The 26,611-nt window shown below is 74.0% G+C and carries 22 protein-coding genes, 3 tRNA genes and 1 pseudogene; 15 read left to right on the top strand and 11 right to left on the bottom strand.

Going from position 1 to position 26,611, the window contains the following annotated elements:
• Positions 1-90 precede the first annotated feature (90 nt).
• The 3 genes and pseudogenes from htpX (at position 91) to ACFW1A_RS12145 (ending at position 3,098) form a co-directional block, all read left to right on the top strand.
• Positions 91-951, top strand: coding sequence for a zinc metalloprotease HtpX (gene htpX / locus ACFW1A_RS12155; RefSeq protein ID WP_380407846.1), 861 nt, complete (start codon positions 91-93; stop codon positions 949-951).
• Between the two features lie 100 nt (positions 952-1,051).
• Positions 1,052-1,342, top strand: coding sequence for a YciI family protein (locus ACFW1A_RS12150; protein WP_380407843.1), 291 nt, complete (start codon positions 1,052-1,054; stop codon positions 1,340-1,342).
• Positions 1,343-1,461: 119 nt separating this feature from the next.
• Positions 1,462-3,098 (top strand): annotated as a pseudogene (locus ACFW1A_RS12145) (CehA/McbA family metallohydrolase).
• A gap of 4 nt (positions 3,099-3,102) precedes the next feature.
• Here the strand turns inward: ACFW1A_RS12145 and ACFW1A_RS12140 are convergent.
• The gene (locus ACFW1A_RS12140) at positions 3,103-4,095 is read right to left on the bottom strand and encodes an MASE1 domain-containing protein (protein ID WP_380407841.1); all 993 of its coding nucleotides are present in this window, start codon (positions 4,093-4,095) and stop codon (positions 3,103-3,105) included.
• Between the two features lie 66 nt (positions 4,096-4,161).
• Positions 4,162-4,977 (bottom strand): PP2C family protein-serine/threonine phosphatase, encoded by an 816-nt coding sequence (locus ACFW1A_RS12135; RefSeq protein WP_380407839.1) that lies wholly within the window; start codon positions 4,975-4,977, stop codon positions 4,162-4,164.
• Positions 4,978-5,319: 342 nt separating this feature from the next.
• On the opposite strand from ACFW1A_RS12135, the gene ACFW1A_RS12130 reads away from it, so the two are divergent.
• The gene (locus ACFW1A_RS12130; RefSeq protein ID WP_380407837.1) at positions 5,320-5,721 is read left to right on the top strand and encodes a YccF domain-containing protein; all 402 of its coding nucleotides are present in this window, start codon (positions 5,320-5,322) and stop codon (positions 5,719-5,721) included.
• Between the two features lie 197 nt (positions 5,722-5,918).
• Here the strand turns inward: ACFW1A_RS12130 and ACFW1A_RS12125 are convergent, their stop codons facing one another.
• Complete coding sequence (locus tag ACFW1A_RS12125) at positions 5,919-7,139, bottom strand: citrate/2-methylcitrate synthase (protein ID WP_380407835.1); 1,221 nt, start codon at positions 7,137-7,139, stop codon at positions 5,919-5,921.
• A 302-nt stretch (positions 7,140-7,441) separates the two neighbouring features.
• Between ACFW1A_RS12125 and ACFW1A_RS12120 the strand changes: the two genes are divergently transcribed.
• Complete coding sequence (locus ACFW1A_RS12120; protein WP_380407833.1) at positions 7,442-8,665, top strand: citrate synthase; 1,224 nt, start codon at positions 7,442-7,444, stop codon at positions 8,663-8,665.
• 19 nt (positions 8,666-8,684) lie between these two features.
• Here the strand turns inward: ACFW1A_RS12120 and mug are convergent, their stop codons facing one another.
• The 5 genes from mug to ACFW1A_RS12095 form a co-directional block, all read right to left on the bottom strand.
• On the bottom strand, positions 8,685-9,290 hold the full coding sequence (gene mug / locus ACFW1A_RS12115) for a G/U mismatch-specific DNA glycosylase (protein WP_380407831.1): 606 nt from the start codon (positions 9,288-9,290) through the stop codon (positions 8,685-8,687).
• A 12-nt stretch (positions 9,291-9,302) separates the two neighbouring features.
• Entirely contained in the window at positions 9,303-10,379 is a 1,077-nt protein-coding gene (locus tag ACFW1A_RS12110) for a phosphatase PAP2 family protein (RefSeq protein WP_380407829.1), read from the bottom strand.
• Positions 10,380-10,609: 230 nt separating this feature from the next.
• Positions 10,610-12,064 carry an alpha/beta fold hydrolase gene (locus ACFW1A_RS12105; RefSeq protein WP_380407826.1) on the bottom strand — a complete coding sequence of 485 codons (1,455 nt, stop codon included), beginning with the start codon at positions 12,062-12,064 and terminating at the stop codon, positions 10,610-10,612.
• Between the two features lie 105 nt (positions 12,065-12,169).
• On the bottom strand, positions 12,170-12,784 hold the full coding sequence (locus tag ACFW1A_RS12100) for a hypothetical protein (RefSeq protein ID WP_380407822.1): 615 nt from the start codon (positions 12,782-12,784) through the stop codon (positions 12,170-12,172).
• 60 nt (positions 12,785-12,844) lie between these two features.
• Complete coding sequence (locus ACFW1A_RS12095; protein ID WP_380407820.1) at positions 12,845-13,333, bottom strand: YajQ family cyclic di-GMP-binding protein; 489 nt, start codon at positions 13,331-13,333, stop codon at positions 12,845-12,847.
• A gap of 192 nt (positions 13,334-13,525) precedes the next feature.
• Here ACFW1A_RS12095 and ACFW1A_RS12090 point away from each other — a divergent pair.
• Positions 13,526-13,606: transfer RNA gene (locus tag ACFW1A_RS12090), tRNA-Tyr, on the top strand.
• Between the two features lie 73 nt (positions 13,607-13,679).
• On the opposite strand, the gene ACFW1A_RS12085 is transcribed toward ACFW1A_RS12090, so the two are convergent.
• Both ACFW1A_RS12085 and ACFW1A_RS12080 read right to left on the bottom strand, forming a co-directional pair.
• The gene (locus ACFW1A_RS12085) at positions 13,680-15,827 is read right to left on the bottom strand and encodes a SpoIIE family protein phosphatase (protein ID WP_380407818.1); all 2,148 of its coding nucleotides are present in this window, start codon (positions 15,825-15,827) and stop codon (positions 13,680-13,682) included.
• A 372-nt stretch (positions 15,828-16,199) separates the two neighbouring features.
• Positions 16,200-16,622 carry a hypothetical protein gene (locus ACFW1A_RS12080; protein WP_380407816.1) on the bottom strand — a complete coding sequence of 141 codons (423 nt, stop codon included), beginning with the start codon at positions 16,620-16,622 and terminating at the stop codon, positions 16,200-16,202.
• Between the two features lie 276 nt (positions 16,623-16,898).
• Between ACFW1A_RS12080 and ACFW1A_RS12075 the strand changes: the two genes are divergently transcribed.
• On the top strand, positions 16,899-18,380 hold the full coding sequence (locus ACFW1A_RS12075; protein ID WP_380407813.1) for a hypothetical protein: 1,482 nt from the start codon (positions 16,899-16,901) through the stop codon (positions 18,378-18,380).
• A 39-nt stretch (positions 18,381-18,419) separates the two neighbouring features.
• Here the strand turns inward: ACFW1A_RS12075 and ACFW1A_RS12070 are convergent, their stop codons facing one another.
• Positions 18,420-19,751 (bottom strand): hydrolase, encoded by a 1,332-nt coding sequence (locus tag ACFW1A_RS12070; protein WP_380407811.1) that lies wholly within the window; start codon positions 19,749-19,751, stop codon positions 18,420-18,422.
• 260 nt (positions 19,752-20,011) lie between these two features.
• Here ACFW1A_RS12070 and ACFW1A_RS12065 point away from each other — a divergent pair.
• From ACFW1A_RS12065 to ACFW1A_RS12030, 8 genes are all read left to right on the top strand, one after another.
• A tRNA-Thr gene (locus tag ACFW1A_RS12065) sits at positions 20,012-20,084 on the top strand.
• Between the two features lie 42 nt (positions 20,085-20,126).
• Positions 20,127-20,199, top strand: a tRNA-Met gene (locus tag ACFW1A_RS12060).
• An 83-nt stretch (positions 20,200-20,282) separates the two neighbouring features.
• Entirely contained in the window at positions 20,283-20,447 is a 165-nt protein-coding gene (gene rpmG / locus ACFW1A_RS12055) for a 50S ribosomal protein L33 (protein WP_006604855.1), read from the top strand.
• Positions 20,448-20,559: 112 nt separating this feature from the next.
• Complete coding sequence (locus ACFW1A_RS12050) at positions 20,560-21,021, top strand: MaoC family dehydratase N-terminal domain-containing protein (RefSeq protein ID WP_380407809.1); 462 nt, start codon at positions 20,560-20,562, stop codon at positions 21,019-21,021.
• 3 nt (positions 21,022-21,024) lie between these two features.
• Positions 21,025-21,447 carry a MaoC family dehydratase gene (locus ACFW1A_RS12045; protein ID WP_380407807.1) on the top strand — a complete coding sequence of 141 codons (423 nt, stop codon included), beginning with the start codon at positions 21,025-21,027 and terminating at the stop codon, positions 21,445-21,447.
• 556 nt (positions 21,448-22,003) lie between these two features.
• Complete coding sequence (locus tag ACFW1A_RS12040; protein WP_380407805.1) at positions 22,004-22,297, top strand: acyl carrier protein; 294 nt, start codon at positions 22,004-22,006, stop codon at positions 22,295-22,297.
• The gene (locus tag ACFW1A_RS12035; RefSeq protein WP_380407803.1) at positions 22,281-23,162 is read left to right on the top strand and encodes a thioesterase domain-containing protein; all 882 of its coding nucleotides are present in this window, start codon (positions 22,281-22,283) and stop codon (positions 23,160-23,162) included. The genes ACFW1A_RS12040 and ACFW1A_RS12035 overlap by 17 nt, the downstream gene beginning before the upstream one ends.
• A 73-nt stretch (positions 23,163-23,235) precedes the next feature.
• Positions 23,236-26,611, top strand: a 3,376-nt coding sequence (locus ACFW1A_RS12030; RefSeq protein WP_380407801.1) for a beta-ketoacyl synthase N-terminal-like domain-containing protein, incomplete at its 3' end; no start/stop codon positions are given.

Here is a 26,611-nt window from a genome sequence, read left to right as displayed (position 1 = left end):
AAGGGAACCCGGGCCCCGGCTCCCTGCGTTGTCCAGGCAACGAGGGATGTGAACAGAGGGCTTCCCACCGCACCACATGGAGGGGCCGCCGTGCACCGCCAGCACAACGGACTGCGAACGGCCGTGCTCCTCGGAGCACTGTCCGCGCTGATCATCCTGATCGGCAGCTTCTTCGGACGGACCGGTCTGATCGTCGGCCTGCTGCTCGCGCTCGCCACCAACGGCTACGCCTACTGGAACAGCGACAAGCTGGCCCTGCGCGCGATGCGGGCCCGCCCGGTCAGCGAGATCGAGGCGCCGGGCCTGTACCGGATCGTGCGCGAGCTCTCCACCTCGGCCCGGCAGCCGATGCCCCGGCTCTACATCTCGCCGACTGCGGCACCCAACGCCTTCGCCACCGGCCGCAACCCGCGCAACGCCGCGGTCTGTTGCACGGACGGCATCCTGCACCTGCTCGACGAGCGCGAGCTGCGCGGGGTGATCGGGCACGAACTCAGCCACGTCTACAACCGCGACATCCTGATCTCGTCGGTGGCCGGAGCGCTGGCCTCGGTGATCATGTTCCTGGTGAACTTCGCCTGGTTGATCCCGTTCGGCCGCGACGAGGACGACGACGGACCCGGGCTCTTCGGCTTCCTGGCCATCATGATCCTGGGCCCGCTCGCCGCCACGCTGATCCAACTGGCCGTCAGCCGCTCGCGCGAGTACCAGGCCGACGCCGACGGGGCCCGGATCACCGGTGACCCGCTGGCGCTGGCCAGCGCGCTGCGCAAGCTGGAGGTGGGCACCCAGCAGCGGCCGCTGCCGGCCGAGCCGCAGATCCAGACGGCCAGTCACATGATGATCGCCAGCCCGTTCGGGGCGGGGCAGGCCGGGACCCGGCTGTTCTCCACCCACCCGCCGATGCCGGAGCGGATCGCCCGGCTGGAGCAGCTGGCCGGGCGGCGCTGACCCGTCTGCCGGCCCGCCGCCCCGCCTGCCCGACCGCCCCGCCTGCCCGACCGCCCCGCCGCCGGACCCCCGCACTCCGCCGCACGAAAGGCGCACCCCGTTGTTCGTCGTCACCCTGACCTACACCGCTCCGCTGGACCGGATCGACGCCCTGCTGCCCGAGCACGTGGCCTGGCTGGAGCGGCAGTACGCGGCCGGCACGCTGCTCGCCTCCGGCCGCCGGGTGCCGCGCACCGGCGGCGTGCTGCTGGCCCGGGCCGCGGACCGGGCCGCACTGGACGCGCTGCTGGCCGAGGACGTGTTCCACCGGGCCGGGGTCGCCGAGTACCAGGTGGTCGAGTTCACCGCCTCGATGGCCGGCCCCGGCCTGGACGAGCTGCTGGAGGCCTGACCGCGGTTTGGTCCAACGCTCACCCGCCGGTCGCGCCGCGGTCCGCACCGGTTCACCCGGTGCGGAAAGGCAGCGCGGGGGCGGGCCGACCGGCCCGCGGGAGAGCGGGGAGGACCACCATGTGCGAGCACGACAGCTGCGGGCACCACGAGGAGCCGGAGGCCGGTCCGGAGGCCGGACTGGACCGGCGGGCGCTGCTGCGCACCGGCCTGGTGGCGGGCGCCGCGACCGCGCTGACCCTGGGGCCGGTCGCCTTCGCGGCCGCCGCCGCCCCGCGGCCCGCGGGCAGCACCACCAGCAGCACCGTCAGCGGCCACCTGGAGACCGGCGCCGCCGACTTCGTCCACCTGCCCGTCGAGGTGCCCGAGGGGGTCCGGGAGATCGCGGTCTCCTACAGCTACGACCGGCCCGCGGTACCGGCCGGCACTCCCGGCAACTCCTGCGACATCGGGATCTTCGACGAGCGCGGCACCGAGCTGGGCGGGCCGGGATTCCGCGGCTGGTCCGGCGGGTTCCGCACCTCGTTCGCGATCAGCGCCACGGACGCCACCCCCGGCTACCTGCCGGGCCCGGTCAACGCCGGCACCTGGCACGTGGTGCTCGGTCCCTACCAGGTGGCGCCGCAGGGCCTGGACTACCAGGTCCAGGCCACCCTGACCTTCGGCGACGACGGTCCGGCCGCGCCGGTCGCCTACCCGGCCGACCGTGCCAAGGGTCGCGGCCGGGCCTGGTACCGGGGCGACTGCCACCTGCACACCGTCTACTCGGACGGCCGCCGACTGCCCGAGGAGGTGGCTGCCGGCGCCCGGGCGGCCGGGCTGGACTTCATGGTCACCACCGACCACAACACCTCCTCCTCGCACCGGGTCTGGGGACCGCTGGCCGGGGACGACCTGCTGATCGTCACCGGCGAGGAGGTGACCACCCGCAACGGCCACTGGCTGGCGCTGGGCATCGAGCCGGGGGAGTGGGTCGACTGGCGCTACCGGGCCCGGGACAACGCCTACGCCCGGTTCGTCCGTCAGGTGCACCGGGCCGGCGGCCTGGTGGTGCCGGCCCACCCTCCCCCAGCCTCCGGCCGGGGGTGCCCCCAGGCCCCTACGTGGCCTGCCAGTGGAAGTTCGGCTACCAGGGCGCGGACCTGGTCGAGGTCTGGAACGGCCCGTGGACCTACGACGACGAGTCGGCGGTGGACGCCTGGGACTCGCACCTGGCCGAGGACCTGCGGGCCGGGCGCGACTGGCTGCCCGCGATGGGCAACAGCGACGCGCACAGCGTGCCGCAGGTGATCGGCTCCCCGCACAACGTGGTGCTGGCCGAGGACCTGACCCGGGACCAGGTGCTCGCCGGGCTGCGCGCCGGGCGCAGCTGGCTGGCCGAGTCCAGCGCGGTGGAGCTGGAGTTCACCGCCACCGGGCACGGGCAGCGGGCCGGGATCGGCGAGCGGCTGGCGGTGCCGGCCGACGCACCGGTGGACGTGCTGCTGACCGTCTCGGGCGTCCCGAACGGCACCGTCCGGCTGGTGACCGACGAGGGCCAGCTGCACCAGGAGTCGCTGCCGGCCTCCGGCGCCGGGACGGTGACCTGGCGGACCACCCCCTCGCTGGCGAGCTACGTGCGCGCCGAGGTCCGCCACCCGCTGGCGGACGGCACCCCGGGCAAGGGGAACACCATGGGGCCGGCACTGCCCTGGGGGCCGATGGCCGCGCTGACCAATCCGATCCTGCTCGGCCGCGCGGGCGACGACCGCGGGTAGCGGCTCAGTCCCGGTGGTCGCTCTCGTGCGGGGGCGGCCACTGGGCGGCGCTCTCGCCCGGGGCCAGCCGGGCCACCACCTCGGCCAGGCCCAGGCAGGCCTGCTCGATCCGGGTGTAGGTGTTCTTCTGCTCGGCGATGATCGCGGACAGCAGCAGGCCGGTGAGCGCGGCGCAGCCGTTCAGCGCCTGCAGGATCACCATCTCGGCCACCAGCCCCTGGCCGGTGAACGGGCCGGTGTGGTCCCCGGCCGAGGCCACGGTGAGCACCGAGACCAGCAGCACGCAGGGCGCGGCGCCGATCAGCTGGAACCGCAGCGCGGCCCAGATCAGCAGCGGGAAGACCAGGAAGAGCAGGCTGAGCCGGGTCGAGGTGGCCATCAGGGTGACGGTGGCGGTGCCGGCCAGCAGCAGGGCGGGCTCCACCCAGTCCAACGGCCCCGCGTCGGCGGGGATCCGGGCGGTGCGCAGCGCCAGCAGCAGCGGGGTGAAGACCAGCACGCCCATCGCGTCCCCGGTCCACCAGGCCGACCAGGTGGACCAGAAGCTCGACAGCGGCAGCGAGCCGTCCCAGACCAGCACCAGGGTGCCCAGGGTCGAGCTGATCAGCATGCCGCCCAGCGCGCCGAGGAAGACCAGGGCCACGCCGTCGCGCAGCCGGTCCAGTTCGATCCGGAAGCCGACCCGGCGCAGTATCAGGTAGGAAGCGACGGGGGCCAGGGTGTTCCCGGCGGTGATCGCCAGCGAACTCGGGTGCACGGTGCCGATCGAGGCGATCACCAGGAAGGCGCCGATCGCGATCCCCGGCCAGACCGACAGGCCGAGCAGCAGCAGACAGGTCACCGCGATGCCGGTGGGCGGCCACAGCGGGGTGACCTTGGCCCCGGCCACCACCACCTGCTGGAGCAGGCCGATCCGCCCGGCCAGGAAGTAGGCGGCGGCGACCGCCAGGATCCGCAGGCCGGTGACGGCGGGTGGGCGGAGCTGGATCTGCGGCACAGGAGCATCAGACTACGCGGGACGGGAGTTCCGCCGGATGACACGCGCGGCTGCGGGTGGGGGCGGTCACTCGGTGTGGCGCAGCACCAGCACGGCCGCGTCGTCGGTGTGGCCGGTCAGGTCGGCCACCGCGAGCACCTCGGTGGCGAGCTCGGCCGGGTCGGACGCGGCACCGGCCCGCACCGCCTTCGCCACCTGCTCCAGGCCCGCCTCGATCGGGAACGCCGGGCCCTCCACCACCCCGTCGGTGACCAGCACGAACGCGCCGGTCCCGGTGAGCCGGCGGCGGGTCACCGGGTACCGCTCGCCGGGCACCACGCCCAGCGGCAGCCCGCCCTCGTCCTCGCACGGTCCCCAGGCGCCGTCCGCGGTGGCCCAGACCGGCGGCACGTGTCCGGCCCGGGCGTGCGCCAGCTCCCGGGTCACCGGGTCGAAGCGCAGGAAGCTGCAGGTGGCGAAGAGCCGGGTGTCCAGCGAGAGCAGCAGGTCGTTGGCCCGGCTGAGCACCTCGCCCGGGTCGGTGGCGGTGGCCGCCACGGCCCGCAGGCCCACCCGGACCTGGCCCATGAAGGCGGCGGCCTCCACGTCGTGGCCCTGCACGTCACCGAGCGAGAAGGCGAGCGCGCCGTCCGGGAGCCGGAACCCGTCGTACCAGTCGCCGCCGATGCTCAGCCCGTGCCGGGCCGGCGCGTACCGGGCGGCGGCGTGCAGTCCCGGCAGCCCGGGCAGCTCGGCCGGCAGCAGTTCGCGTTGCAGCGCCTCGGCCAGCTCCACCCGTGCCTGCTGCAGCTCCGCCCGCTCCAACGCCTGCGCGGTGAGCCGGCCGAGTTCGGTCAGCAGCTCGTCCGCGCTCGCATGGCGGGTGGGGCGGCGACGGCTCATCGACCCTCCGGGGGCGGCGGACTGGCGAGTGCCAGGGCAATCCTATGCCGCGGGGCTCGGCCCGGTCCTGGGAATGCGGGTTCGGTGGGGTGGGGGTGGGGGCGGTGGGTGGCCCGGCGTTCGCGGTGCTCCCGGCTTTTCCAGTGCTCCCGGTGCTCCCGGCGTTCCCGGAAATGCGGCCGGGGTGGGCGGTCGGCGGGGGCGATGCGGGATCTCCGTGCGGTGGCGCGAATTTCGGGTGGGCCACCGGCCGGCCGGGCGGATTCCGGGGCCCGCCGCGGTGCGGACCACGAATGCGCGCCGGGGTGGGCTCAGGCGAGGCACCCGTGCAAGGCTTGGGCCATGAAGGTGGTCAATTTCATTCTCAATGTCCTCTGGCTGATCTTCTGCGGCTTCTGGATGGCGATCGCCTACGCCATCGCGGGGATCATCTGCTGCGTGCTGATCATCACCATTCCCTTCGGCATTGCCGCCTTCCGGCTGGCGTTCTTCATGCTCTGGCCGTTCGGGCGGACCACCGTGGAGAAGCCCGACGCCGGGGCGGCCTCCTGCGTGGGCAACGTGATCTGGTTGGTCTTCGCGGGGTGGTGGCTGGCGATCGGGCACTTCCTGACCAGCATCCCGCTGTTCCTGTCGATCATCGGGATCCCGTTCGGCTGGGCGAACCTGAAGATGATCCCGGTCTCGCTGATGCCGCTGGGCCGGGAGATCGTCTCCACCGACGAGGGGTTCGGCGGCCGTTGACGGTCCGTCCGTCGGCAGCCCGTCCGTTGGCGGCCCGTCCGTCGGCAGCCCGTCCGTTGGCGGCCCGTCCGTCGGCAGCCCGTCCGTTGGCGGCCCGTCCGTCGGCAGCCCGTTCGTCGGCAGCCTGTCCGCTGACGGAGCGCCGCTGACGGTTGTCCCGCGGACCGGGCGCGAGGCGAGGCCCGGCCGGCGGGTGGTCAGCGCGCGGGAACGGGCTGCGGAGCGGGGGCGCCCGTGTAGCGCGCGGCGGGGCGGATGATCTTGGGGTCGGCGGCCTGCTCCAGGATGTTGGCGCTCCAGCCGATCACCCGTGCGGCGGCGAAGGTGGGGGTGAACATCTCGCGCGGCAGGCCGCACAGGTGCATGACGACTCCTGCGTAGAACTCCACGTTGGTGTGCAGCTCGCGACCCGGCTTCAGCTCGGCCAGGATCGCCTCCACCCGCTCCTCCACGGTGACCGCGAAGTCCACCAGCTCGCCGCCGAAGCCCTGGGCGATGCCGCGCAGCATCCGCGAGCGCGGGTCCTCGGTGCGGTAGACGGGGTGGCCGAAGCCCATGATCCGGTCGCCGGCCAGGACCCGGGTGCGGATCCAGTCGTCGATCCGGTCCGGGGTGCCGATCTCGTCCAGGGTGTCCAGCGCCCGGCTGGGGGCGCCGCCGTGCAGCGGTCCGGAGAGCGCGCCGAGGCCGCCGAGCAGGCAGGCCACCAGGTCGGCGCCGGTGGAGGCGATCACCCGGGCGGTGAAGGTGGAGGCGTTGAAGCCGTGGTCCACCGTGGAGATCAGGTACTGCTCGACCGCCCGGGCCGCGGCGGGGGCGGGCTCCTCGCCGGTGAGCATGTAGAGGTAGTTGGCGGCGTGGCCCAGGTCCTCGCGCGGCTCCACGGGCTGCTCGCCGTGCTGCAGCCGGTAGAGGGCGGTGAGCAGGGTGGGGACCAGCGAGGTGGCGAAGAGCGCGTCCTCGATCCGCTGCTCGGGCGCGGTGTCGTAGAGCGGGCGGATGCCGCGGTCGGCGGCGGCGACCGAGAGCGCGGCGCCGAGGGCGGACAGCGCGCCGCCGCGGGCGGTGGCCGCGGCGAGCGCGGGCAGCAGCGGGCGCAGCGCGGCGGGGAGGTGGCGCAGCCGTGCGGTGCGGGCACGGAAGGCGGCGAGCCGCGCCTCGTCGGGGAGTTCGCCGAGCAGCATCAGGTGCCAGACGTCCTCCAGGGTGCGCTGCTGGGCGAGGTCGATCGCCGAGTACTGGCGGTAGTGGTAGAAGCCCTCGGTGCCGCGTACGTCGCTCAGCCCGGTCTCGGTGACCACGACGCCCTTGAGTCCGCGCGGGACGTCGATCTGGCTGGGGTCGGCGGTCCGGGCGGGGGCGGGGGCGGTCTCGGGGGCGGTCTCGGGGGCCTGGGCGGGGGTGGTGGCGACGTTCATGGTGGACCCCTTTGCGGAGGTTCGTGCTGCCTGTTGCTGACTCTTCGTACTGTCCGAGTATGGATTCATATTGTCAATGTTGATTGCTAGTCAATGTATGCATGGAGGGTCCATACTGCTGTGCACGGGTGGTCAAGATGGATGGCCGCCGGTACAGGTGGACTCGGGGCAGCCAGGTGGACCGGACGTCGTCCAGATGGACCGGACGTCGTCCAGACGGATCCTGGACGGTCCACCTGGATGCACCACGGGACAACTGGACGCCCCGCCGTACAGATCGACGCCACCAGGGAGGCGGATCCATGGTTGAGCACCCCACCGAGCGGTTGACCACGCAGCAGGTCGCCGACCTGCTCGGAGTCAAGGTGGAGACCGTCTACGCCTATGCCAGCCGCGGGCAGCTCAGCAGCGAGCGGGCCCCGGGCGGCAAGGGCAGCACCTTCGACCCGGTCGAGGTCGCCGAGCTCACCGCGCGCGGTCGGCGCCCGCCGCGCCAGTCGCCGCACGAGCCGGTCACGGTGCGCACCGCGCTGACCCTTATCGAGGACGGCCGGCTCTACTACCGCGGCGCGGACGCCATCGAACTCGCCCGCGAGCACGGCTTCGAGGCCGCGGTCGGCTGGTTCTGGGGCCTGGGCACCACCCCCGGCGTCACGCTGCGCCCACCCGCCGGGCTGGCCCCGCTGCTGGCCCGCACCGGCGACTCGCTGCCGCCGCGGACCAGGCTCACCGACCGGCTGCGGATCGCCGTCGCCGTGGCCGGCTCCACCGACCCGACCCGCTTCGACCTGCGCGAGGAGAGCGTGCGCGCCTCCGGCGCGGCGCTGATCGGCACCATGGTCGAGGCACTGCCCCGCTGCGCGCCCGACTACCCGGAGCCGACCCTGGCCGCCCGGCTCTGGGGCCGGCTCGCCCCCGAGATCCCCGGCCCCGCGGCGCTGCGCTGCCTGGACCGCGCACTGGTGCTGATGATGGACCACGACCTCGCGGTCTCCACCGTCGCCGCCCGGGTCGCCGCCTCGGCCCGCGCCCACCCGTACGCGGTGGTGTCGGCCGGCCTGGGCGCGTTGGACGGCCCGCTGCACGGCGCCATCGGCTCACTGGCCTACGGCCTGCTGATCGACGTGATCAACTCCGGCAGCGCCGCCGACGTGGTCTCGTACCACCACCGCACCGGCCGGGACATCCCTGGCCTGGGCGTGCGGGTGTACCCCGACGGCGATCCCAGGGCCGTCGAGCTGCTCAGCGCGATGCGGGAGCTGCCGTTCGCCGCGGAGGTGCTCACCGCACTGGAGGCGCTGGTGGACGCCGCCTCCGGCCCGGGGGCCCGCCAGCACCCGAGCATGGACCTCGCGCTGGCCGCCTTCGCCCTGGCCAACGGCATGCCGGGCGAGGCGGGCGAGGTGATCGTCGCCGTCGCCCGCACCGCCGGTTGGCTCGCGCACGCGATGGAGGAGTACCAGGAGGAGCCGCTGCGGATGCGGGCCCGGGGTGTGTACACGGGCCCGCGCCCGGCGGCGGACTGAGGGTGCCGGGCCGGCCTCGTCAGCCCGCGCTCGGCGCGGGCGGGCGGGGCGGGCGGGAGTCCGGCGGCGGCCCCTGGGCCGCCCCGCCGTCCACCGCCTCGCGCAGCACGCGGAACTCGGCCGCGAGCGCGTCCAGGCTGTAGTGCGCGTTCAGGCCGCTGGGGTTGGGCAGCACCCAGACCTCGGTGCCGCCGAGCCCCTGCGCCTGCCGCCCGACCACCGCACGCGGCTGCCCGAACGCCGTGCGGTACGCGCCGATGCCCAGCACCGCCAGCACCTGCGGCCGGAACTCCGCCACCTTCGCGGCGAGCACCGCGCCGCCCTCCCGCAGCTCCTGCCGGGACAGCTCGTCCGCCTTGGCGCTGGTCCTGGCCACCACGTTGGTGATGCCCAGGCCCAGCCCCGGCAGCTGCCCCTGCTCCTGCGGCTGCAGTTGGCGCGGGGTGAAGCCGGAGCGGTGCAGGGCCGGCCAGAACCGGTTGCCGGGTCGGGCGAAGTGGTGCCCGGTCGCCCCGGACCACAGGCCCGGGTTGATCCCGCAGAACAGCACCCGCAGTCCGGGCGCGATCACGTCGGGGATGGTGGAGTCCTGGGCGGCGGCGAGCTGTTCGGGTGTCGGGCGCACGGGACCAGTCTGCTACGCGGAGATCTTCTCCTGTACCGGGGCCTCCTGGACCGCCGCTTCGGCCCGCGCCGCCCTCCGCACCGCCCGCCGGTCCAGCCAGCGGCCCAGTCCGAGCACCACCACCGCGGCGTACAGCCAGCCGATCAGGATGTCGATCACGAAGTGCTCGGCGCCGTAGACCAGGCTGAACGCCATCGCCAGCGGGTACAGCACGAGCAGCACCCGCAGCTTCCGGCCCGCGGTGGGCCAGAAGAACAGCGCCAGCATCATCGGGTAGGCGGCGTGCAGCGAGGGCATCGCGGCGACGTCGTTGTCGAACCGGCTGCCGTTCTCGAACAGCGACCCGGCCCGCGGCAGCCCGCTCTGGGTGAGCACGTCCGAGACCACCCGGGTCAGCTCCGGCAGGTGCCCGTTCTGCGCGGTCAGCCACGGCGGGTCGGCCGGGTAGAGCACGTAGGTGGCGAAGCCGGCGAAGGTCAGCGCGAGGTAGAACGCGACCAGGCGGGTGAACCGGTCGTGCCGCCGCTTCCAGAGCGCGGCCATGATGACGAAGACCGCGAAGAAGTGCGACATGTAGACCGTGGTGGCCAGGTAGTCGTACCAGTGCGGGTGGCCGGGGGTGTACAGCCAGTGCTGCAGCCGCACCGTCCAGACCTGGCCGAAGCCGACCGCCCTGTCGAAGGCCAGCTGCGGCGCCCAGTGCACGGCCCACGGGGTGTGCGCGCCGTAGCCGCGCAGCAGCGAGTACACGTAGACCGCGCCCATCACCGGCAGCCAGTCCCGCAGCACCCGCAACCAGCCGAACCGGTGCCCACTGTGCACGGCCGCCGCGATCAGCGCGCCGATCAGCCAGCAGAAGACCAGGTCGTTCTGGTAGGGCACACCGTTGTCCGCGATGTACCGCCAGAGCGCGAAGAAGTAGACCGGCCAGGCGAGCCAACGCAGGTAGCGGGCCCGTTCGCGCAGCGTTCTGCGTGCTGCGGCGGGCTGCTCTCCGGTGGACTGCTGGGCAGCGCCCCCTTTGGCGGGGGAGCCCTTGGCAGCGGAGCCCTTGGCGGCGGGACGGGCGGGGTGGAGCAGGCTGGTCACCGGCGGCTTCCCCTTCGTGAGAGGCGGTGGTGGGCGAGCCCGGTCAACGTAATCCTCGTTTTTTAAGAATTACTGAGCCGGTGCCTGGCCCGGCTACGTCTGCCCCGCCACCGGGCCCTCACACCCCCGCCGCACCAGGCCGTGCCTGCCCAGGGGGTTCCCAGCGTATTCTCATGAACGCCCTGCGGCCGTCCGGTCCGCAGGAAGGCACCGCCGGCCACCGCCGTACGTCAGCCAGTCACCGGGCCGCTCCGGTCGGGAGCCAGCAGGAAGTCGTAGACGGCCTGCCGCCCGACGTCGCTGGTGGCGTGCGACTGGACGGAGTGCGCCGCGCCGGGCACCACCACGACCTGCCCGAGCGGGGCCGACGCGGCCTCCTGGTGCAGCCATTCCAACGGGGTCGACAGGTCCCGGTCGCCGCCCAGCAGCAGCACCGGCACCCGGGGCAGGGCCTGCTGCGCCGGCGGCGCGGCCGGCACCGCCTCCTGCGGCCAGGGCAAGCAGCTCAGCAGGCTGCCCAGGCCGGTCGCGGTGGCGGCGTCGAACGGCCAGGTCTGCGCGGCGGTGAGCTGCTGCCGGGCGCGGTCCAGCGCGGCGGCCCGGTCCGGCACGGCGGTGTCGGCGCCGCCCCACGGGAACCGGCCGTCGGCGCACAGGGCGGCGGCGTGCAGCCCCTGGCTGAGCTGGTCGGCGGTGGCGGCGTCGCCCTGGTGGGTGGTGGCGATGTCCTGCTGCAGTTGCTCGGGGTGCCCCTGGGCGGCTTGGTGCAGCGCTTCGGGGATGCCCCGGTAGTCGGGGTCGACGAACTCGTAGCTGGTCAGCAGGTCCAGCACGGCGGGTCCGTCGTGGTAGCGGGCGACCACCGCGGCGAGGTCCGCGGCCGGGTCGGTGGTGCAACCGTCGGCGTGGCAGCCGTCCGTCAGCACCCGGGCGGCGGCGGGCAGCGCGGCCAGGTCCAGCGGGTCGTAGCCCTGCTGCGGCACCACCGAGTCCAGCACCAGTCGGGCCACCCGGTCGGGGTGGGCCAGCGCGTAGCGCTCGGCCACGAAGGTGCCGTACGAGACGCCGTCCACGGTGAGCCGGTCGGCGCCGAGGGCTTCGCGGAGCTGGTCGATGTCGGCCACGGTGTCGGCCGTGCCGTAGAACCGGCGGTCGGGGCCCAGGGCGTCGGCGCAGTCGGTGACGGCCTGCGCGGTGGGCACCGCGAGGTCGGAGGAGCCCATCTGGTCCTGGAGCGCGGGACAGCGCAGCGCGCCGGCGCCGGTACCGCGCTGGTCGACCATCACCAGCCGGTACTGCCCGAGCACGGGTGCCAGGCGCTGGGCGATCCGGCTCACCAGCGGCACCCCGGGCTGGCCCGGGCCGCCGGCCAGGAAGAGCAGGTCGCCCCTGGGCGCGTGGGCGTTGCCCGCCACCGCGACCTTCAGCCGCAGCTGTCCGGGCCGCTCGCCGGTGCGGTCGAGCGGCACGGTGAGCGTGCCGCAGGTGAAGCCGGTCGACCCCGGACAGGGCGCACGGTCGGTGAGGGCACCCGCGCCGGTGGTGCCCGTCGTGCCGGCGCCTGCGCTTCCGCTGCCTGCTGTGCCGGTGCCTGCCTGGCCCGTGCACGCGACCAGTGCGGCTGCCAGCAGGGCCGCGGCCCCGACGAGCGCGCCGGTGTGCCGGCGCCTCCTCCGCGTGTCCATCCGTCCTCGTTCCCGGTGGGTGCCGCCGGACCGAACGGCGGTGCTTCGCCAACACGCCCGGCGCGGTCAGGAGTTGGCCACCCCGCCCGATCGCCTGACGAGCGGTCACCCGAAGACGATCGCCCGCCCGTCGGCGAGGCTGGCGCGGCAGGCCTGGTACAGCTGGTGCCAGGCGAAGATCTCCGGCTCGAACGGATCGTCAGCCGGCAGCGCGGCCAGGCGGGCCGACTCCGCCGGGTCGAGCGTGCCGTCGGCGGCCAGCCGGACCCCGATCGCGGCGGCGAAGCCCTGGAGCTCGGCCAGCAGACCGCCGCTGGAGCCGACCATGCCGCCCCCGGAGACCCCGGAGCCGGTGGGGAGGAAGAGCGGGTCCGTGAAGTCGGTCGGTATGTAGTAGCCCTCGCAGTCGGAGTGGCAGAGCAGGTGCGAGTCGAAGAGGTAGGTCTCCTCGTCGACCAGCTCCATCTCGTCCTCGAACTGCTCCTCGTCGACCCCGCGCACCCCGGTGACCGGTTCGCCCACCCGGTGCAGCACGTACACCCGCCGCAGCTTCGACAGGTAGCTGTAGGGGAAGCCGGCGTAGAACCCGTCCGCCCCGTTGTCCGGTGCGGCCGGTTCCCGCCACGCCACGCCCGCGGTCTCCAGTGCCCGGTGCAGCACCTCGGCGTCGTCCCGGAGGCCGGGGGTGCCCAGGATCCCCACACTGATCGACAGTCCCATGCCCCCGGATGCTAGAGCACCCCGGGGACAGGTGTCCCCGGGGTGCCTGGCGACCGCGTGTCAGCGGTAGTTGACGAACTGGAGCGCGAAGTCCAGGTCCTTGCCCTTGAGCAGCGCCTGGACGGCCTGCAGGTCGTCCCGGCTCTTCGAGGAGACGCGCAGCTCGTCGCCCTGGATCTGCGCCTTCACGCCCTTGGGGCCCTCGTCGCGGATGATCTTGGAGATCTTCTTCGCGTTGTCCTGGGAGATGCCCTCCTTGATGGACGCGAAGATCTTGTACTCCTTGCCCGACAGCATCGGCTCGCCCGGCTCGACCGCCTTGAGCGACACCTTGCGGGCCACCAGCTTGCTCTGCAGCACGTCGAGGATGGCCTTCACCCGCTCCTCGCCGTCCGCCTTCATCTCGATCTTGTCGCCCGACCGGTCGATGGTGGCCCCGACGTTCTTGAAGTCGAAGCGCGTGGCGATCTCGCGGGCGGTCTGGTTGATCGCGTTGTCGACCTCCTGCATCTCGACCTTCGAGACGATGTCGAAACTGGAGTCGGCCATCTGTGGTGGTCTCCTTGCGCACTCGGCTTCCCGGATGCCCCGGTTACGGGGCGCTCACACCGACAGCCTATCCAGCCCCACCCCACCCGACCGCCTTGATCATCGCGTGACATACCGAGTGGCGAACCACCCCCACTCATCAGGTAAGGTTTACCCAGTCGAACGGGGCAGGCCCCCGAGAGACGACATCCTGGCTGGTTGCCCGAGCGGCCAAAGGGAGCAGACTGTAAATCTGTCGCGCAAGCTACGCAGGTTCGAACCCTGCACCAGCCACAGGATATGAAGAAGGGCCCCGGACAGCGGAGACGCTGTCCGGGGCCCTTCTTCGCGTTCCCGGGGGCGCGCGTCAGGGGTGGGTGCGCAGGAGGAGGACGGCGATGTCGTCGCTGCGGGGGGCGTCGTTCGACCACTGGTGGAGGAGGGTGTCGACGAGGGCGTCGAGCGGGTCGTGCTCCGGGGAGCTGAGCAGGGCTGCGTACTTGGCGAGTTGGTGGTCCATGTCGATGCCGGGAGCCTCCACCAGGCCGTCGGTGTAGAGGCCGAGCAGGGTGTCGGGCGGCAGGGCGAGTTCGGTGAGGGGGTATTCGGGGTCGCGGAGGATGCCGAGCAGGGGGCCGGGGGCGACCTCGGCGAGGGAGCAGGGCTCGCCGGGGCGGCGGAACAGCGGCGGCAGGTGGCCGGCGTTGGCCAGGACCGCGCGGTGGTGGACCAGGTCGAGCCGGGCGTACAGGCAGCTGGCGAGGAGTTCGGCGTCCAGGTCGTCGAGGAGCCGGCTGGTGCGGGCCAGGACCTGGTCGGGCGGGGCGCCGGCGCTGGTGTGGGCGCGGATCGCGGTGCGGATCTGGCCCATCATGGCCGCGGCCGCGACGTTGTGGCCCTCCACGTCGCCGATGACGGCGACGACGGTCGCGTCGTCGATCCGGATCAGGTCGTAGAAGTCGCCGCCGATGTCCATGCCGCGGGTGGCGGGCAGGTAGCGGGCGGCCGCCTCCAGCTCCGGGTGCTCGTCCAAGGCCCGTGGCAGGAGGGCCTCCTGGAGGCCGTGGGCGAGCCGGTGCTGCTCGTCGTACAAGCGGGCCCGGTCCAGCGCCTGGGCGATCAGGCCGGCCAGTGAGGTGAACACGGCGCGCTCGTTGGCGCCGAACGGGCGCTCCCGGTCGTAGGCGAAGACGCAGCAGCCCGCGGGCTGGTGGTGGGTCGCCAGGGGGAGGATGGCCCAGGCCCGTTTGCCGGTGATCTCGGACAGCCGCGGATAGAAGTGGTCGACCTCGTCGGCCGTGCGGAAGAACAGCGCCCGGCCGGTGCCGGAGGCCTGCGCGGCGGCGCTGAACGCGGAGTCGAGCGGTGCGCCGTCCAGCAGGTTGGCGATGCCGGGCGGGTACCCCGGGTGGCCGATCACGTGCAGGCGGTCGTTCTTGATCCGGTACAGCAGCGCGGCCTGCGCGTCGACGACCGGCATGATCTGCTCGGCCACCACCTCGGCCACGTCCCGGACGGTGGCCGCCTCCGTCAGCGCGGCGGCGACGTGGACCACCTGGTACAGGTGCGCCGCGCTCTTCGGTGCTGCGGCGGCCGCGAGATCGACCCTCATCCGGACGTCGGCGAGCCCGGTGCCGGGCTTGTTCAGCAGCACCGTGATCCCGCTGCTGTCCGGGTAGAGGCGGAAGAGCAGGTCGTCGTCCGGCGGCCGGACCGCGATGAACGACACCGGCTCGCGGCTCACCAGGGCGGCGCGGTAGCCGTCCTCGCAGACCGGGTTGTCCAGCCAGGGGACCGAGTGCCACGGGAGCGTGCCGAGCAGCTCGGCCTCCGTACTGCCCAGCAGGTACGCCGCCCTGGGGCTGACGTAGCTGAACCGGCCCTGCAGGTCCAACCCGCACGCGCCCACCGGCAGCCGGTCCACCAGGTCGACGGCGGCGAGCGCGCGCTGCCGCGGGTCGAGGCTGGGCGGCGGGGTGGCCAGCACCCGGGGGTGACGGGGCGGGAGCGGAAGGTGTCTGCGCGCCTCGGTGTCGATCAGCCGGGCGAGGCGGTGGGCGCCGGCCATGATGTTCCGGCGTTCGCGGGGCTTGACCACCGGCGGATGCGTGGCGGGCCACATGAGCAGCAGCACGCCCCAGCGGTGGGCTCCCGTGAGCGGCAGTGCGGCGAGCGCGAAGGCGTAGGGCAGCGCGGCCGCGACGCGGGGGTAGGCGTGCGTCATCTCCTCCTGGCTGCCGACCCACAGGAAGCGCTGCTCGCGGTACGCGTCCGTGCCCGGGAGCGGGGCGGAGATGGCGGCGCTCATCCACGGACTCAGGAATCCCGGCGGCAGCCCGGCGAGCAGCGCGAGCCGCAACATCCCCGGGTCGGCGTCCCGCAGGTAGATCGCGCCCGCGATCGCCCCCACCTGGCGCATGCACTCCTGGAACGGGCCGTCCAGGTACGCCACCGCGCCCGCGTCCTTGCCCGCGGCCGAAGCCGGTCCGTAGAGCCGAGTGGCGACACCGCCCACATCTGGGACCCTAGGCCCCCACCCGCCCGGCCGCACGCCAGGTCCGGAGGGAGCCCGCCACCCCGGGGCACTGGGCCGCGCATGGGAAGTCGACCCGGCCGACGTTCGGGGGCGCTGTGGGCAGGCGCGCTGGGAGGCCCCGGGGCGGTGGGGAAGGTGGTGCTCCTGCCGGGGAGGACTTGTTGCGAGGGAGTTGCAGGAGGGAGCGGCGGGCAGCAGAGTGGCGGACAGGGGTGGGGCGGTGAACCGGGTCGAACGGCCGGGTCCGACCGAGCTGATCGTCTTCCCACCGGCGCCCGCCGGGATCATCGCTCGCCCGCCCCGCCCCCGTCGCGCCGGTCCGCCCCCGGTGGTCGGCGCGGACCGGTCGGGTCAGCCGCCGACCACCACCGTGACCTGGTAGGTGCGTTGGTCCGGCGGGCACGGCATGGCCTCGCCGCACGAGGTGCGCGAGGCGGTCAGTCGGGAGCTGCCGGCGGCCTGGGCCCGGAAGACGGTGGTCACGGTGCCGCACCCGCCGCCCGGCGGGCAGGTGCCGGGGGACGAACCGGGGGAGCCGGACTCGCTCAGCACGCCCGGTGCGGAGCTGGCCACCGCGGACCAGTAGGTGCTGTGCAGGGTGAGGACCAGGGTGCCGCCGAGCGCGAGGTGCACGGTGCTGCCGTTCGCGTGCTCGTCCACCCCGAGCGGGGGGGACACCGAGACGGAGGGCGCGGAACTCCCGCAGGAGGTCAGCGGGAGCAGGGCCGCGGCCGCCACGGCGGCGGCGCAGAGGGTGATCCGGTGACTGCGCATGCTCGGTCGCCTTTCAAGAGACGGACATCCCTCAGACGCACCACCCCTCGAACCGGATCCACCCGGCCGCGGACCACCGTGCGGACCGCCGTGCGGACCACCCTGCTCCCGCTCCCGTCGCCCGGCACCCCGCTCGCGGATCCCGCGCCGGCGCGGTGTTAACGATCCGTCAAGATCCCGCACGGGCGGCTGCGGTGCGGGTCGGGCGGCGCAGAATTCCGGTGACGCCGGGTCAGGGGGCCCGGCGCGGCGCACGGGGGAAGAAGGCGCACGGCCATGGCAGCGGGGGTCATCGAGGCGGACCGGACCAGACCGGCAGCGGTCCGAGCACGGCCGGCGGAGGGTGCCTGGCGCCGGGTGCGCCGGCTCTGCTGGGGCAGCACCCCGCACCGGGTGCGCACCCTGACCGGCGCCGCCGTGGTCGCGCTGCTGGTCTTCCTCGCGGTGATCACCACCGTGCTGACCGGCGCCCGCGACAGCGTGGACCGGATCGGCCACCGGGCCGCCCCGCAGGCGGTGCGCGCGGCCGACCTCTCCTTCGCGCTCAGCGACATGGACGCGCAGGCGGCGAACCTGCTGCTGGTCGGCTCCGACCAGGACCACTTCGCCCAGCGCTCGACCGTCCGGGAGGCCTACGAGCAGCGCCGGGCGCAGGCCGACGCCGACCTGGAGCAGGCCGCGGAGGCGGCCGACAACGACGCGGGCGCGCACCGGGCGGTCAACGCGGTGCTGGACGGCCTGGGCCAGTACGAGGCCCTGGTGGCCCGCTCCGACCTGCAGGAGTCGGCGGCGAAGGCGGCGCCGGGCCGCCCCGCGCCGGACGCCCTCACCTCCTACCAGCAGGCCACCGACCTGCTCCGGTCCAGCCTGCTGCCGGCCGCCGACCAGGTGGCCGGGGCCAACGAGGCGACCGTGCAGGGCGCCTACGACAGCCAGCGCGCCGACCTCGTCTCGGGGACCTGGTGGCTGCTGCTCACCGGACTGGCGGCGCTGGGCCTGCTCGGCCTGCTGCAGTACACGCTGGCCACCCGCTACCGCCGCCGGTTCAGCCCGCCGCTGGCCGCCGCCGTGCTGCTCACGGTGATCGGCCTGGGCCACGCCGCCTCGCTCGCCGGGGACACCCGGGACCGGCTGCACACCGCCAAGGCGGACGCCTACGACTCGGTGATCTCGATCGGCACCGCCCGCCTGGTCGCCTACGACAGCAACGCCGACGAGAGCCGGTACCTGGTCGACCCGTCGCGCGCGACGACCTACGAGCAGAGCTTCCTGGCGAAGAGCCAGCGGATCGCCACCATGGAGGGCGCCACCCTCGCCGACTACGACAGCGCGCTGGCCCTGGTGGTCGGCACGTACCGGAACGAGCACGTCGTGGACTTCAAGGGCTACCTGGCGGACGAGCTGCGCAACGTCACCTTCCCCGGCGAGCAGGCGGCGGCCGAGCAGATGCTGCTCGACTACCAGGCCTACCAGAAGGACGACCGGACCCTCCGCTCGCTCAACACCCAGGGGCAGTTGGCCCAGGCGGTGGCCTTCGACACCGGGACCGGGGCGAACCAGTCGGACGCGGACTTCAACCGGCTCGGCGCCGACTTCGACCAGGTGATCGCGATCAACCAGTCCGCCTTCGACCGGACGGTGCGGCAGAGCGACGACGACCTCGCCACCGGGACCACGGTCACCTTCGTGCTGCTGGTGGCCGGCGCCCTGGCGCTCACCGTGCTGGCGGTGCGCCCGCGGCTGCGCGAGTACCGCTAGGGCCTGCCAGCACCGGGCCCGCCCGCGGAGCGGCCCGGCTCAGTGCTGGTGCGGCCCGCTCTGCCGCGGCAGCGCCAGCGCCACCGTGTCGGCGAACTCGCGCACCGCGCTGGTGCGCGAGACCACCCGCCCGCCGTGCACCACCAGCCGGCTGTGCCCGCCGGCCAGCGCGCCCGCCAGGGTGTCCCCGCGCACCGCGAGCAGCTCGGCCGGGAAGCCGGCGTCCACCCGGACCGGGGGCAGGCCGAGCACCTGGCGGGCCTGCCCGCTGACCGCCTCGTAGGCGGCGGCGGGCGTCAGCGCCCCGCAGGAGGCGAGCAGGTAGGCGGCCTCCAGTGGATCGGCCCGGCCGACCGGGTTGGCCGCGTCCCGCAGCGCCCCGCTGCCGGCCGCCACCACGAGCTGGTGGTCGGTCAGCTCCCGGACCGCGGCCGGGTCCAGGCCGCCGGGGCCGCCGTCCAGCCCGGCGCAGCCGCCGTTCTGCGGCAGGCAGACCACCCGGGCCCCGGCGCTGCGCAGCGCGGCCGCCCCGCCCGGGGGCAGCCGGTCGCACGGGCCGACCGTCACCCGCGGGCGCAGCGGCGCCAGCAGGGCGCACAGCCGGGCCAGTCCGGCGGGTTCCCCGCCGCGCAGGTGCAGGTCCACCGGGCAGTCGAACTCGGCGGCCAGTTCGGCGACCACCTGGACGAAGCCGACCGGGTCCGGGTCCAGCCCGGGGCAGCCGCCCACCGCGTCGGCCCCGAGCTTCAGCGCCTCGCGCAGCTGGGCCCGCCCGTCCGCCCCGGCCGTGCCGGTGAGCAGCCGGGGCACCGCGACCGCCTGCAGCTCGGCCAGGCCGCGCAGCGCCTGACGGGCGGTGAGCACGGCCTCCAGCCGGCGCAGCCCGTGCACGTCGCCGATCCGCACGTGGCTGCGCTGGGCGGTGGCGCCGTAGCCCAGGGAGGTGAGCGCGGCCTCGGTGATCCGCCGCACCGTCCCGCCGTGGTCGGCGCCCGGGGGAGCGACCGGCTCGCCCGGCGCCGCGGGGGTCAGGGCGGTGAACGCCGTGTCGTGGTGCGCGTGCGGTTCCGCGGGGGCGGGCAGCAGCAGATAACCCGTCAGGTCGATCCGGGCGCCGGACACCGCGGTGGCGTCGGAGCCGGCCGGCAGGGCCGACTGCGGCAGCGGGCCCAGGCTCCCCGAGGTGCCGACGGCCTGGATCCGGTCGCCGCTGATCCGCACGTCCACCACCCGGCCGTCGGCCAACCGGGCGCCGGCCAGCAGCAGCACCGGGCCGTGGCCCAGCGGGTTGCCGCCGCAGCCGCCCCCGCCGGCCCCGGCCGAGCCGGGGCGGCCGCCGTGCTGCGGTCCGTCGGGGTTGTCCGTGCTCAAGCCGCTCACCTCGCTTCGCTCAGCAGGGCCGACACCGGGGCAAGATCAACTCCGGGTCACCTGGCCGTCGAGCCTATGGTCAGCGCGGGCGCGCGGCGGGGAGGCTCGCGCTGAGCGGCGGGCGGCAACGCACCGGGAGTCGAACGGCGGAGCCGCGATCGTGCGCCCGTGCGAGGGTGCCGACCTGCGATCTTGCCGCCGGGATACGGATTTCACCTCTGGCTCGGAACCGTGTAATCTCTTCCTCGTTCAACCGGTTCGCCCCTATAGCTCAGTCGGTAGAGCGTCTCCATGGTAAGGAGAAGGTCTGCGGTTCGATTCCGCATGGGGGCTCTGATGAGAGCCCTCCGCTTCGGCGGAGGTTGATCATCAAGTGGCGGTGTAGCTCAGTTGGTAGAGCAAGCGGCTCATAATCGCTGTGTCACCGGTTCAAGTCCGGTCACCGCTACCCCGCGTAGTCGGTCGGGAGATCGCACTCCCGGTCGGCTACTCTTGTTGTGTCATCACCCATTGTCCAAGGAAGGCACTCCCGTGGCTGCCACCGATGTCCGCCCGAAGATCACGCTGGCCTGCGTGGAGTGCAAGGAGCGGAACTACATCACCAAGAAGAACCGGCGTAACGACCCGGACCGTCTTGAGATGAAGAAGCACTGCCCCCGCTGCAACTCGCACACCGCGCACCGCGAGACCCGCTGACACCCTAGGGCGTCGCCGGGCCTGGTTCGCAACAGGTCTTCGACTTCAGGCCGCACCCTCCGGGGTGCGGCCTGAAGTCGTTTCTGCACACGGAGAACTGAGGAGTAGTCCCATGGCGCTCGACCCCTCCTTCATCGGGCGGAGCTACCCGCCCACCGAACCGTACGAGGTGGGCCGGGAGAAGATCCGGGAGTTCGCGGTCGCGATCGGCGACCCCAACCCGGCGTACCTGGACCGGGAGGCGGCCAAGGAGCTCGGCCACCCGGACGTGATCGCGCCGCCGACCTTCCCGTTCGTGCTCAGCTACCAGGCGGCCGCCCAGGTGGTGGAGGACCCGGAGCTCGGGCTGGACTTCAGCCGGGTGGTGCACGGGGACCAGAAGTTCACCTACCGTCGGCCGCTGCGGGCTGGCGACCGGGTGCGGGTCGAGATCACCATCGACAACATCAAGTCGCTGGCGGGCAACGATGTGCTGACCGTGCGTGGCGAACTGGTGGAGGAGGGCGGCGAGCCGATTGTGACCTCCATCATGACGCTGGTCGCCCGGGCGGCCGACGAGCAGGCGGGAGAGTAGGCCATGGCGGTCAGGTACGACGAGGTCGAGGTCGGGACGGAGCTGCCGGCGCAGTCGTTCCCGGTGACGCGCGCCACACTGGTGCGCTACGCGGGTGCCTCGGGGGACTTCAACCCGATCCACTGGAACGAGAAGTTCGCGGTCGGCGTGGGCCTGCCGGACGTGATCGCGCACGGCATGTTCACCATGGCCGAGGCGATCCGGGTGGTCACCGACTGGACCGGCGACCCGGGCGCGGTGGTGGAGTACGGCGTGCGGTTCACCAAGCCGGTGGTGGTGCCCAACGACGAGGCGGGCGCGGTGATCGAGGTCTCCGGCAAGGTGGCCAAGCTGCTGGACGACCGCCGGGTCCAGGTGGACCTGCTGGCGACCAGCGCCGGGCAGAAGGTGCTCGGCATGTCGCGCGCGGTGGTCCAGCTGGCCTGAGCCGACGCTTCGCCGACCTACCAAGCCGCCCCGGGCACCGCGCCCGGGGCGGCTTCGTGCTTCCACACTTGAACAACTGACAGTAACTGTCGGCCGCGCCGGCCCGGCTCGCCGACCGGCCATTGATATCGGCGCTGGCCTGCGCCTTTCCTGATGGACGAAACGTCAGCGAGACGTTCTCGAGAAATTCCTGACACCTGCTCAAATGATGCGCGGGAAGGGCCGGATGGCCCATGCGCGGCCGTTCGCATTCGGTCAGTTGCGCGGTCAAGAGCGCCGGACGTACCGTCCTGCCCAAGACGCGGGTCCCCGGCATCGCGGCAGGTCAGCCAGTGCCCCGGGGCTCGCGCCGGCCGGTCCGGCTGGGCCGGCCGCCGTCCCCTCGCCCTCCGGCCGTCCCGGGCACCCGTCTGTCCGGAACCGCCGGGCGGCCGTCTTCGCGCGGCTCGCCGTGCCCCGTCGCTTTCCCAGGTCGAACCGGCCCGAGCGGGCTGCTCGACGCCCATTTCCAGCATTCCTGACGGCCCGATGGGCCCGTGATCAGGGAGGACTTTCCGTGACCGCAGTGTCCGCGTCCGAGGCCCAGCAGTGGCTGATCGAGAAGATCGCCCACCGCCTCGGGGTGCCCGAGACCGAGATCTCCCCGGAGCAGTACTTCGACGAGCTGGACCTGGACTCCACCGAGGCCCTGATCCTGGCCGGTGAGCTGGAGAACTGGCTCGGCTTCGAGCTGGGCAGCACCACCCTCTGGTACCACCCGACGGTGAAGGACCTGGCCGAGTACCTGGCCCAGGAGTCCGCCGCCCAGCAGCAGGCCCGGGCCGAGGGTCGGCATGCGGCCAGCGCCTGAGCGGGCCGGCAGACCGGCGCCCGGCCCGGTGCACCGGCTGCGCGCGGCCGACCCCGGGCACGGCACGGTGCACCTGGTGCACCCCGGCGCGCTGGCGGTCGGGGTCTACCGCGCCCTGGCCGACGCGCTGCCGGCCGGGGACGGGCTGACCGTGCTCGACCTGTCCGGTCTGCCGGAGTACTTCGAGGCCGCCCTGACCGGTGGCCGGGCCGACACCACGGTGCAGGCGCTGGCCGACCGGCTGCTCGAGGAGCTGCGGTCGGCGCCGGGCGACACGCTGGCCGGCTGGTCCTTCGGCGGTGTGGTGGCCCAGGCCATGGTGGAGCGGCTGCCGGCCGACCGGCGCCCGCGCGAACTGGTGCTGCTCGACAGCATCGCGCCGACCGAGGGCTACCAGCAGCCCGACGAGGCGCTGGACCCGCCGCTGCTGCTGGGCTGGTTCGGGATGTACCTGGGCGCCAAGCGGGGCCGGCCGGTGCCGCTGACGGCGGAGCACCTGGCCGGCGTGGGCACCGAGGAGGGCCTGCTGCTGGTGCTGGACGCCGCCGTGACGGCCGGCGCGCTGCTCCCCGACACCCCGCTGCCGGGTCTGCGCAAGCTCTACGAGACCTACGTGGACGGCCTGTTGCGCAACAACCGGCTGACCGCGCCGTACCGTCCGGTGCCGGCCTCGGTCCCGCTGGTGCTGGTCACCGCCGAACGCGGCCTGCTGCCCGGCGACCGCACCCTCGGCTGGGAGCCGCTGGCCCGCCACGGGCTGGCCGTGCGCGGCTGTCCCGGCGACCACTACACGATGCTCACCCGGCCGGACGCGGCGGCGCTGATCGCCGGCCTGGTCCGCCCGGACCGGCGGACGCGGCCCTGAGGCGCCCCGCCCCGGCCGTTCCGCTCCCTCCCCTGGGCCGCGCCAGGCCCGAAGAGACCAAGAGAGCCCTGCCGTGAACGAATCCCAGCCCAGCAAGCTCCCCCCGTCGGACCCCGACCTCGACCGCAGGCTGGCGGACACCCCGATCGCCATCGTCGGCCTCTCCGCGCTCTACCCCAAGTCCCGTGACCTGCGCGAGTTCTGGGGCAACGTGGTGGCCGCGGCCGACTGCATCGAGGACGTCCCGAGCACCCACTGGGACGTCGCCGAGCACTACGACCCGGATCCGGCGGCCCCCGACAAGACCTACGCCAAGCGCGGCGGGTTCATCCCGCAGGTGCCGTTCAACCCGATGGAGTTCGGCCTGCCGCCGACCACCCTGGAGGTCACCGACGTCCTCCAGCTGCTCAGCCTGGTGGTGGCCCGCGACGTGCTCAAGGACGCCGGCTCCGACCGGAGTTGGTACGACCCGGCGCGCACCGGCGTGGTGCTCGGCATCACCGGTGCCAACCAGCTGACCCAGCCGCTGTCGGCCCGGCTGCAGACGCCGGTGCTCAAGGAGGTGGTGCGCAGCTGCGGGCTGAGCGAGCGGGACGCCGAGGAGATCGCCGAGAAGTTCAAGCTGGCCTTCGCCCCGTGGGAGGAGAACTCCTTCCCCGGCATGCTCGGCAACGTGGTGGCCGGCCGGATCGCCAACCGGCTGGACCTCGGCGGCACCAACATGACCATCGACGCCGCCTGCGCCTCCTCGCTGGCCGCGACCAAGGCGGCGGTCAGCGAGCTGCTGGAGGGCCGGGCCGACACCATGCTGGCCGGCGGCTGCGACGCCGAGAACACCATCTTCATGTACCTGTGCTTCTCCAAGACCCCGGCCTTCTCCAAGAGCGGCGCCATCCGCCCGTTCGACCGGGACGCGGACGGCACGCTGATCGGCGAGGGGATCGGGATGCTGGCCCTGCGCCGGCTGGCCGACGCCGAGCGGGACGGCAACGAGATCTACGCGGTGATCCGCGGCATCGGGACCTCCAGCGACGGGCGGTTCAAGTCCATCTACGCCCCGCGCAAGGAGGGGCAGATGGTGGCGCTGCGCCGGGCCTACCAGGACGCGGCCTGCTCGCCGGCCAGCGTCGAGCTGTTCGAGGCGCACGGCACCGGCACCGCGGTGGGGGACGCCACCGAGCTGTCCGCCCTGGCGGCGGTGGTGGGCGAGAGCACCGAGGAGCAGCGGTTCGCGGCCGTCGGCAGCGTCAAGTCGCAGATCGGGCACACCAAGGCGGCGGCCGGCGCGGCCGGGATGATCAAGCTGGCGCTGGCCCTGCACCACAAGCTGCTGCCGCCCACCATCAACGTCACCGAGCCGAGCTCGGCGGTCGGCGGCCCGTTCTACGTCAACACCGAGACCCGGCCGTGGATCAAGGACCCGGCGCGGTCCGCGCGGCGGGCGGCGATCTCCTCGTTCGGCTTCGGCGGCACCAACTTCCACTTCGTGCTCCAGGAGCACGGTGCCGGGGACGACCTGCGGGTGCTGTTCCCGGTGGCCCAGGCGCAGCTGTGGCACGCGCCGGACCCGGCCGGGCTGGCCGAGCTGCTGGCCTCGGGCGCGCCCGGGGCGGCGTCGGCGGCCGCGGTGCCGGCCGACCACGCGCGGGTGGCGCTGGCCGCGCGCGGCGGGGCGGAGCTGGCCGAGCTGCGCGAGCTGGCCGTCAAGGAGCTGCGCGGCAAGCCCGAGGCGGCGCACTGGGCGCACCCCAAGGGCGTCTGGTACCGGCGGCGGGCGGCGGAGGCCGGCAAGGTCGGCGCGCTCTTCGCCGGCCAGGGCAGCCAGTACGTCAACCCCGGGCGGGCCGCGGTGCTGGCGCTGCCCCCGCTGCGGGCCGCCTTCGACCGGGCCAACGAGCAGTTCGCCGGGGCCGAGACGCTGGCCCGGGTGGCCTTCCCGCCGCCGGCCTTCGACCAGGCCACCCGCACCGCGCAGGAGGAGGCGCTGCGGCGGACCGAGTACGCGCAGCCGGCGATCGGCGCGCTGTCGGCGGGGCAGTTCCGGTACCTGACCGAGCTCGGTTTCGCGGCCGACGGTCAACTCGGCCACAGCTTCGGCGAGCTGACCGCGCTCTGGGCCGGCGGCGCGCTGACCGACGAGGCCTACTTCGCGCTGGCCCGGGCCCGCGGTGCGGCGATGGCGCCGCCCGCCGGGGCAGGGGCGGAGCACGACGCCGGCGCCATGGCGGCGATCGCCGCGGACGACGCCGTGGTGCGCGAACTGCTCGCCGAACATGCCGAGTTGACGGTCTGCAACCGCAACGCCCCGGACCAGGTGGTGGTCGGCGGGCCGACCGCCGCGGTGCAGCGGCTGGTGGCTGCGGCGGCGGGCGGTGCGGTGCGGGTCAGCCGGCTGCCGGTCTCGGCGGCGTTCCACACCCCGTTCGTGGCCCACGCGGTGGCGGCCTTCGCGGCGGCCGTCGACCAGGTCGAGGTGGCCGCGCCGAGGACCCCGGTCTTCGCCAACACCCCTGGTGCGTCGTACGGTTCCGACCCCGCGGCGAACCGGAGGGTGCTCGCCGAGCAGCTGGTCAACCCGGTGCACTTCGCCGACCGGGTGGAGGAGATGTACGCCGCCGGCTTCCGCACCTTCGTCGAGTTCGGGCCGCAGGGGGTGCTGACCAAGCTGGTGGACCGGGTCCTCGGCGACCGGCCGCACCAGGCGGTCCGGCTGGACCCGGGCCCGGGCGGCGACGCCGACCTGGCACTGAAGCGGGCCGTCGCCCAACTGGCCGTCATCGGGCTCCCGCTGGAGCTGGCGGACCGGTACGTGGCGGCGCCGGTGGAGGCGGCGCCGAGCAAGGGCATGACGGTGCCGCTGAACGGGATCAACCACGTCTCCGAGCCGCGCAAGGCGGCCTACCGCGAGGCGCTGGAGAACGGCTACCGGGTGACGCTGCCGACGGCTCCCGCCGCCCCGGTCGCCGCCCCCGTCCCCGCCGCACCGGCACCGCTGCCGGTGCCCGCCGCTCCCGTGGTGCCCGCGGTCCAGCCCGCACCCGTCACGGCGGCCGCGCTGCTGGCCGCGCCGACACCGAGTCAGGAGACACTCCCTGTGGCACCGGACCACCAGCCGGAACGGCTGGCCGAACTGATCGCCGACCACCTGGCGCTGCACGACGACTACCTCAACGGACAGTTGAACAGCGCCCAGCGACTGGCCGGGCTGCTGGAGGACGCGGCCGACCAGGGCCGGGTGGACCAGGTGCTGCCCGGGGTCAACGCGGTGAAGGAGCACGGGCTGGCGATCGGGCGCACGCACCTGCGGGCGAACGAGATCCTGCGGGACCTGGCGGCGCTGGAGCTCGCGCCGGGGACTCCCGGGGCGGCCCCGGCGGCGGCCGCGCCGCTGCCCGCCGCGCCGACCGCACCCGCGCCGGCCGCCCTCGCGCCGGTGACCGCGGCCCCGG

Source organism: Kitasatospora sp. NPDC058965 (assembly GCF_042741245.1).
Classification (GTDB): Bacteria; Actinomycetota; Actinomycetes; order Streptomycetales; family Streptomycetaceae; genus Kitasatospora.
This window is presented reverse-complemented; position numbering and strand designations above follow the sequence as displayed.

Excerpts from the sequence above, each read along its gene's own strand:
- ACFW1A_RS12135 (WP_380407839.1), bottom strand. The coding sequence starts at position 4,977 with ATGAGCCGTCGCCGCCCCACCCGCCATGCGAGCGCGGACGAGCTGCTG.
- ACFW1A_RS12130 (WP_380407837.1), top strand. The coding sequence starts at position 5,320 with ATGAAGGTGGTCAATTTCATTCTCAATGTCCTCTGGCTGATCTTCTGC.
- ACFW1A_RS12125 (WP_380407835.1), bottom strand. The coding sequence starts at position 7,139 with ATGAACGTCGCCACCACCCCCGCCCAGGCCCCCGAGACCGCCCCCGAG.
- ACFW1A_RS12120 (WP_380407833.1), top strand. The coding sequence starts at position 7,442 with ATGGTTGAGCACCCCACCGAGCGGTTGACCACGCAGCAGGTCGCCGAC.
- ACFW1A_RS12105 (WP_380407826.1), bottom strand. The coding sequence starts at position 12,064 with ATGGACACGCGGAGGAGGCGCCGGCACACCGGCGCGCTCGTCGGGGCC.
- ACFW1A_RS12100 (WP_380407822.1), bottom strand. The coding sequence starts at position 12,784 with ATGGGACTGTCGATCAGTGTGGGGATCCTGGGCACCCCCGGCCTCCGG.
- ACFW1A_RS12095 (WP_380407820.1), bottom strand. The coding sequence starts at position 13,333 with ATGGCCGACTCCAGTTTCGACATCGTCTCGAAGGTCGAGATGCAGGAG.
- ACFW1A_RS12080 (WP_380407816.1), bottom strand. The coding sequence starts at position 16,622 with ATGCGCAGTCACCGGATCACCCTCTGCGCCGCCGCCGTGGCGGCCGCG.
- ACFW1A_RS12075 (WP_380407813.1), top strand. The coding sequence starts at position 16,899 with ATGGCAGCGGGGGTCATCGAGGCGGACCGGACCAGACCGGCAGCGGTC.
- ACFW1A_RS12050 (WP_380407809.1), top strand. The coding sequence starts at position 20,560 with ATGGCGCTCGACCCCTCCTTCATCGGGCGGAGCTACCCGCCCACCGAA.
- ACFW1A_RS12045 (WP_380407807.1), top strand. The coding sequence starts at position 21,025 with ATGGCGGTCAGGTACGACGAGGTCGAGGTCGGGACGGAGCTGCCGGCG.
- ACFW1A_RS12035 (WP_380407803.1), top strand. The coding sequence starts at position 22,281 with ATGCGGCCAGCGCCTGAGCGGGCCGGCAGACCGGCGCCCGGCCCGGTG.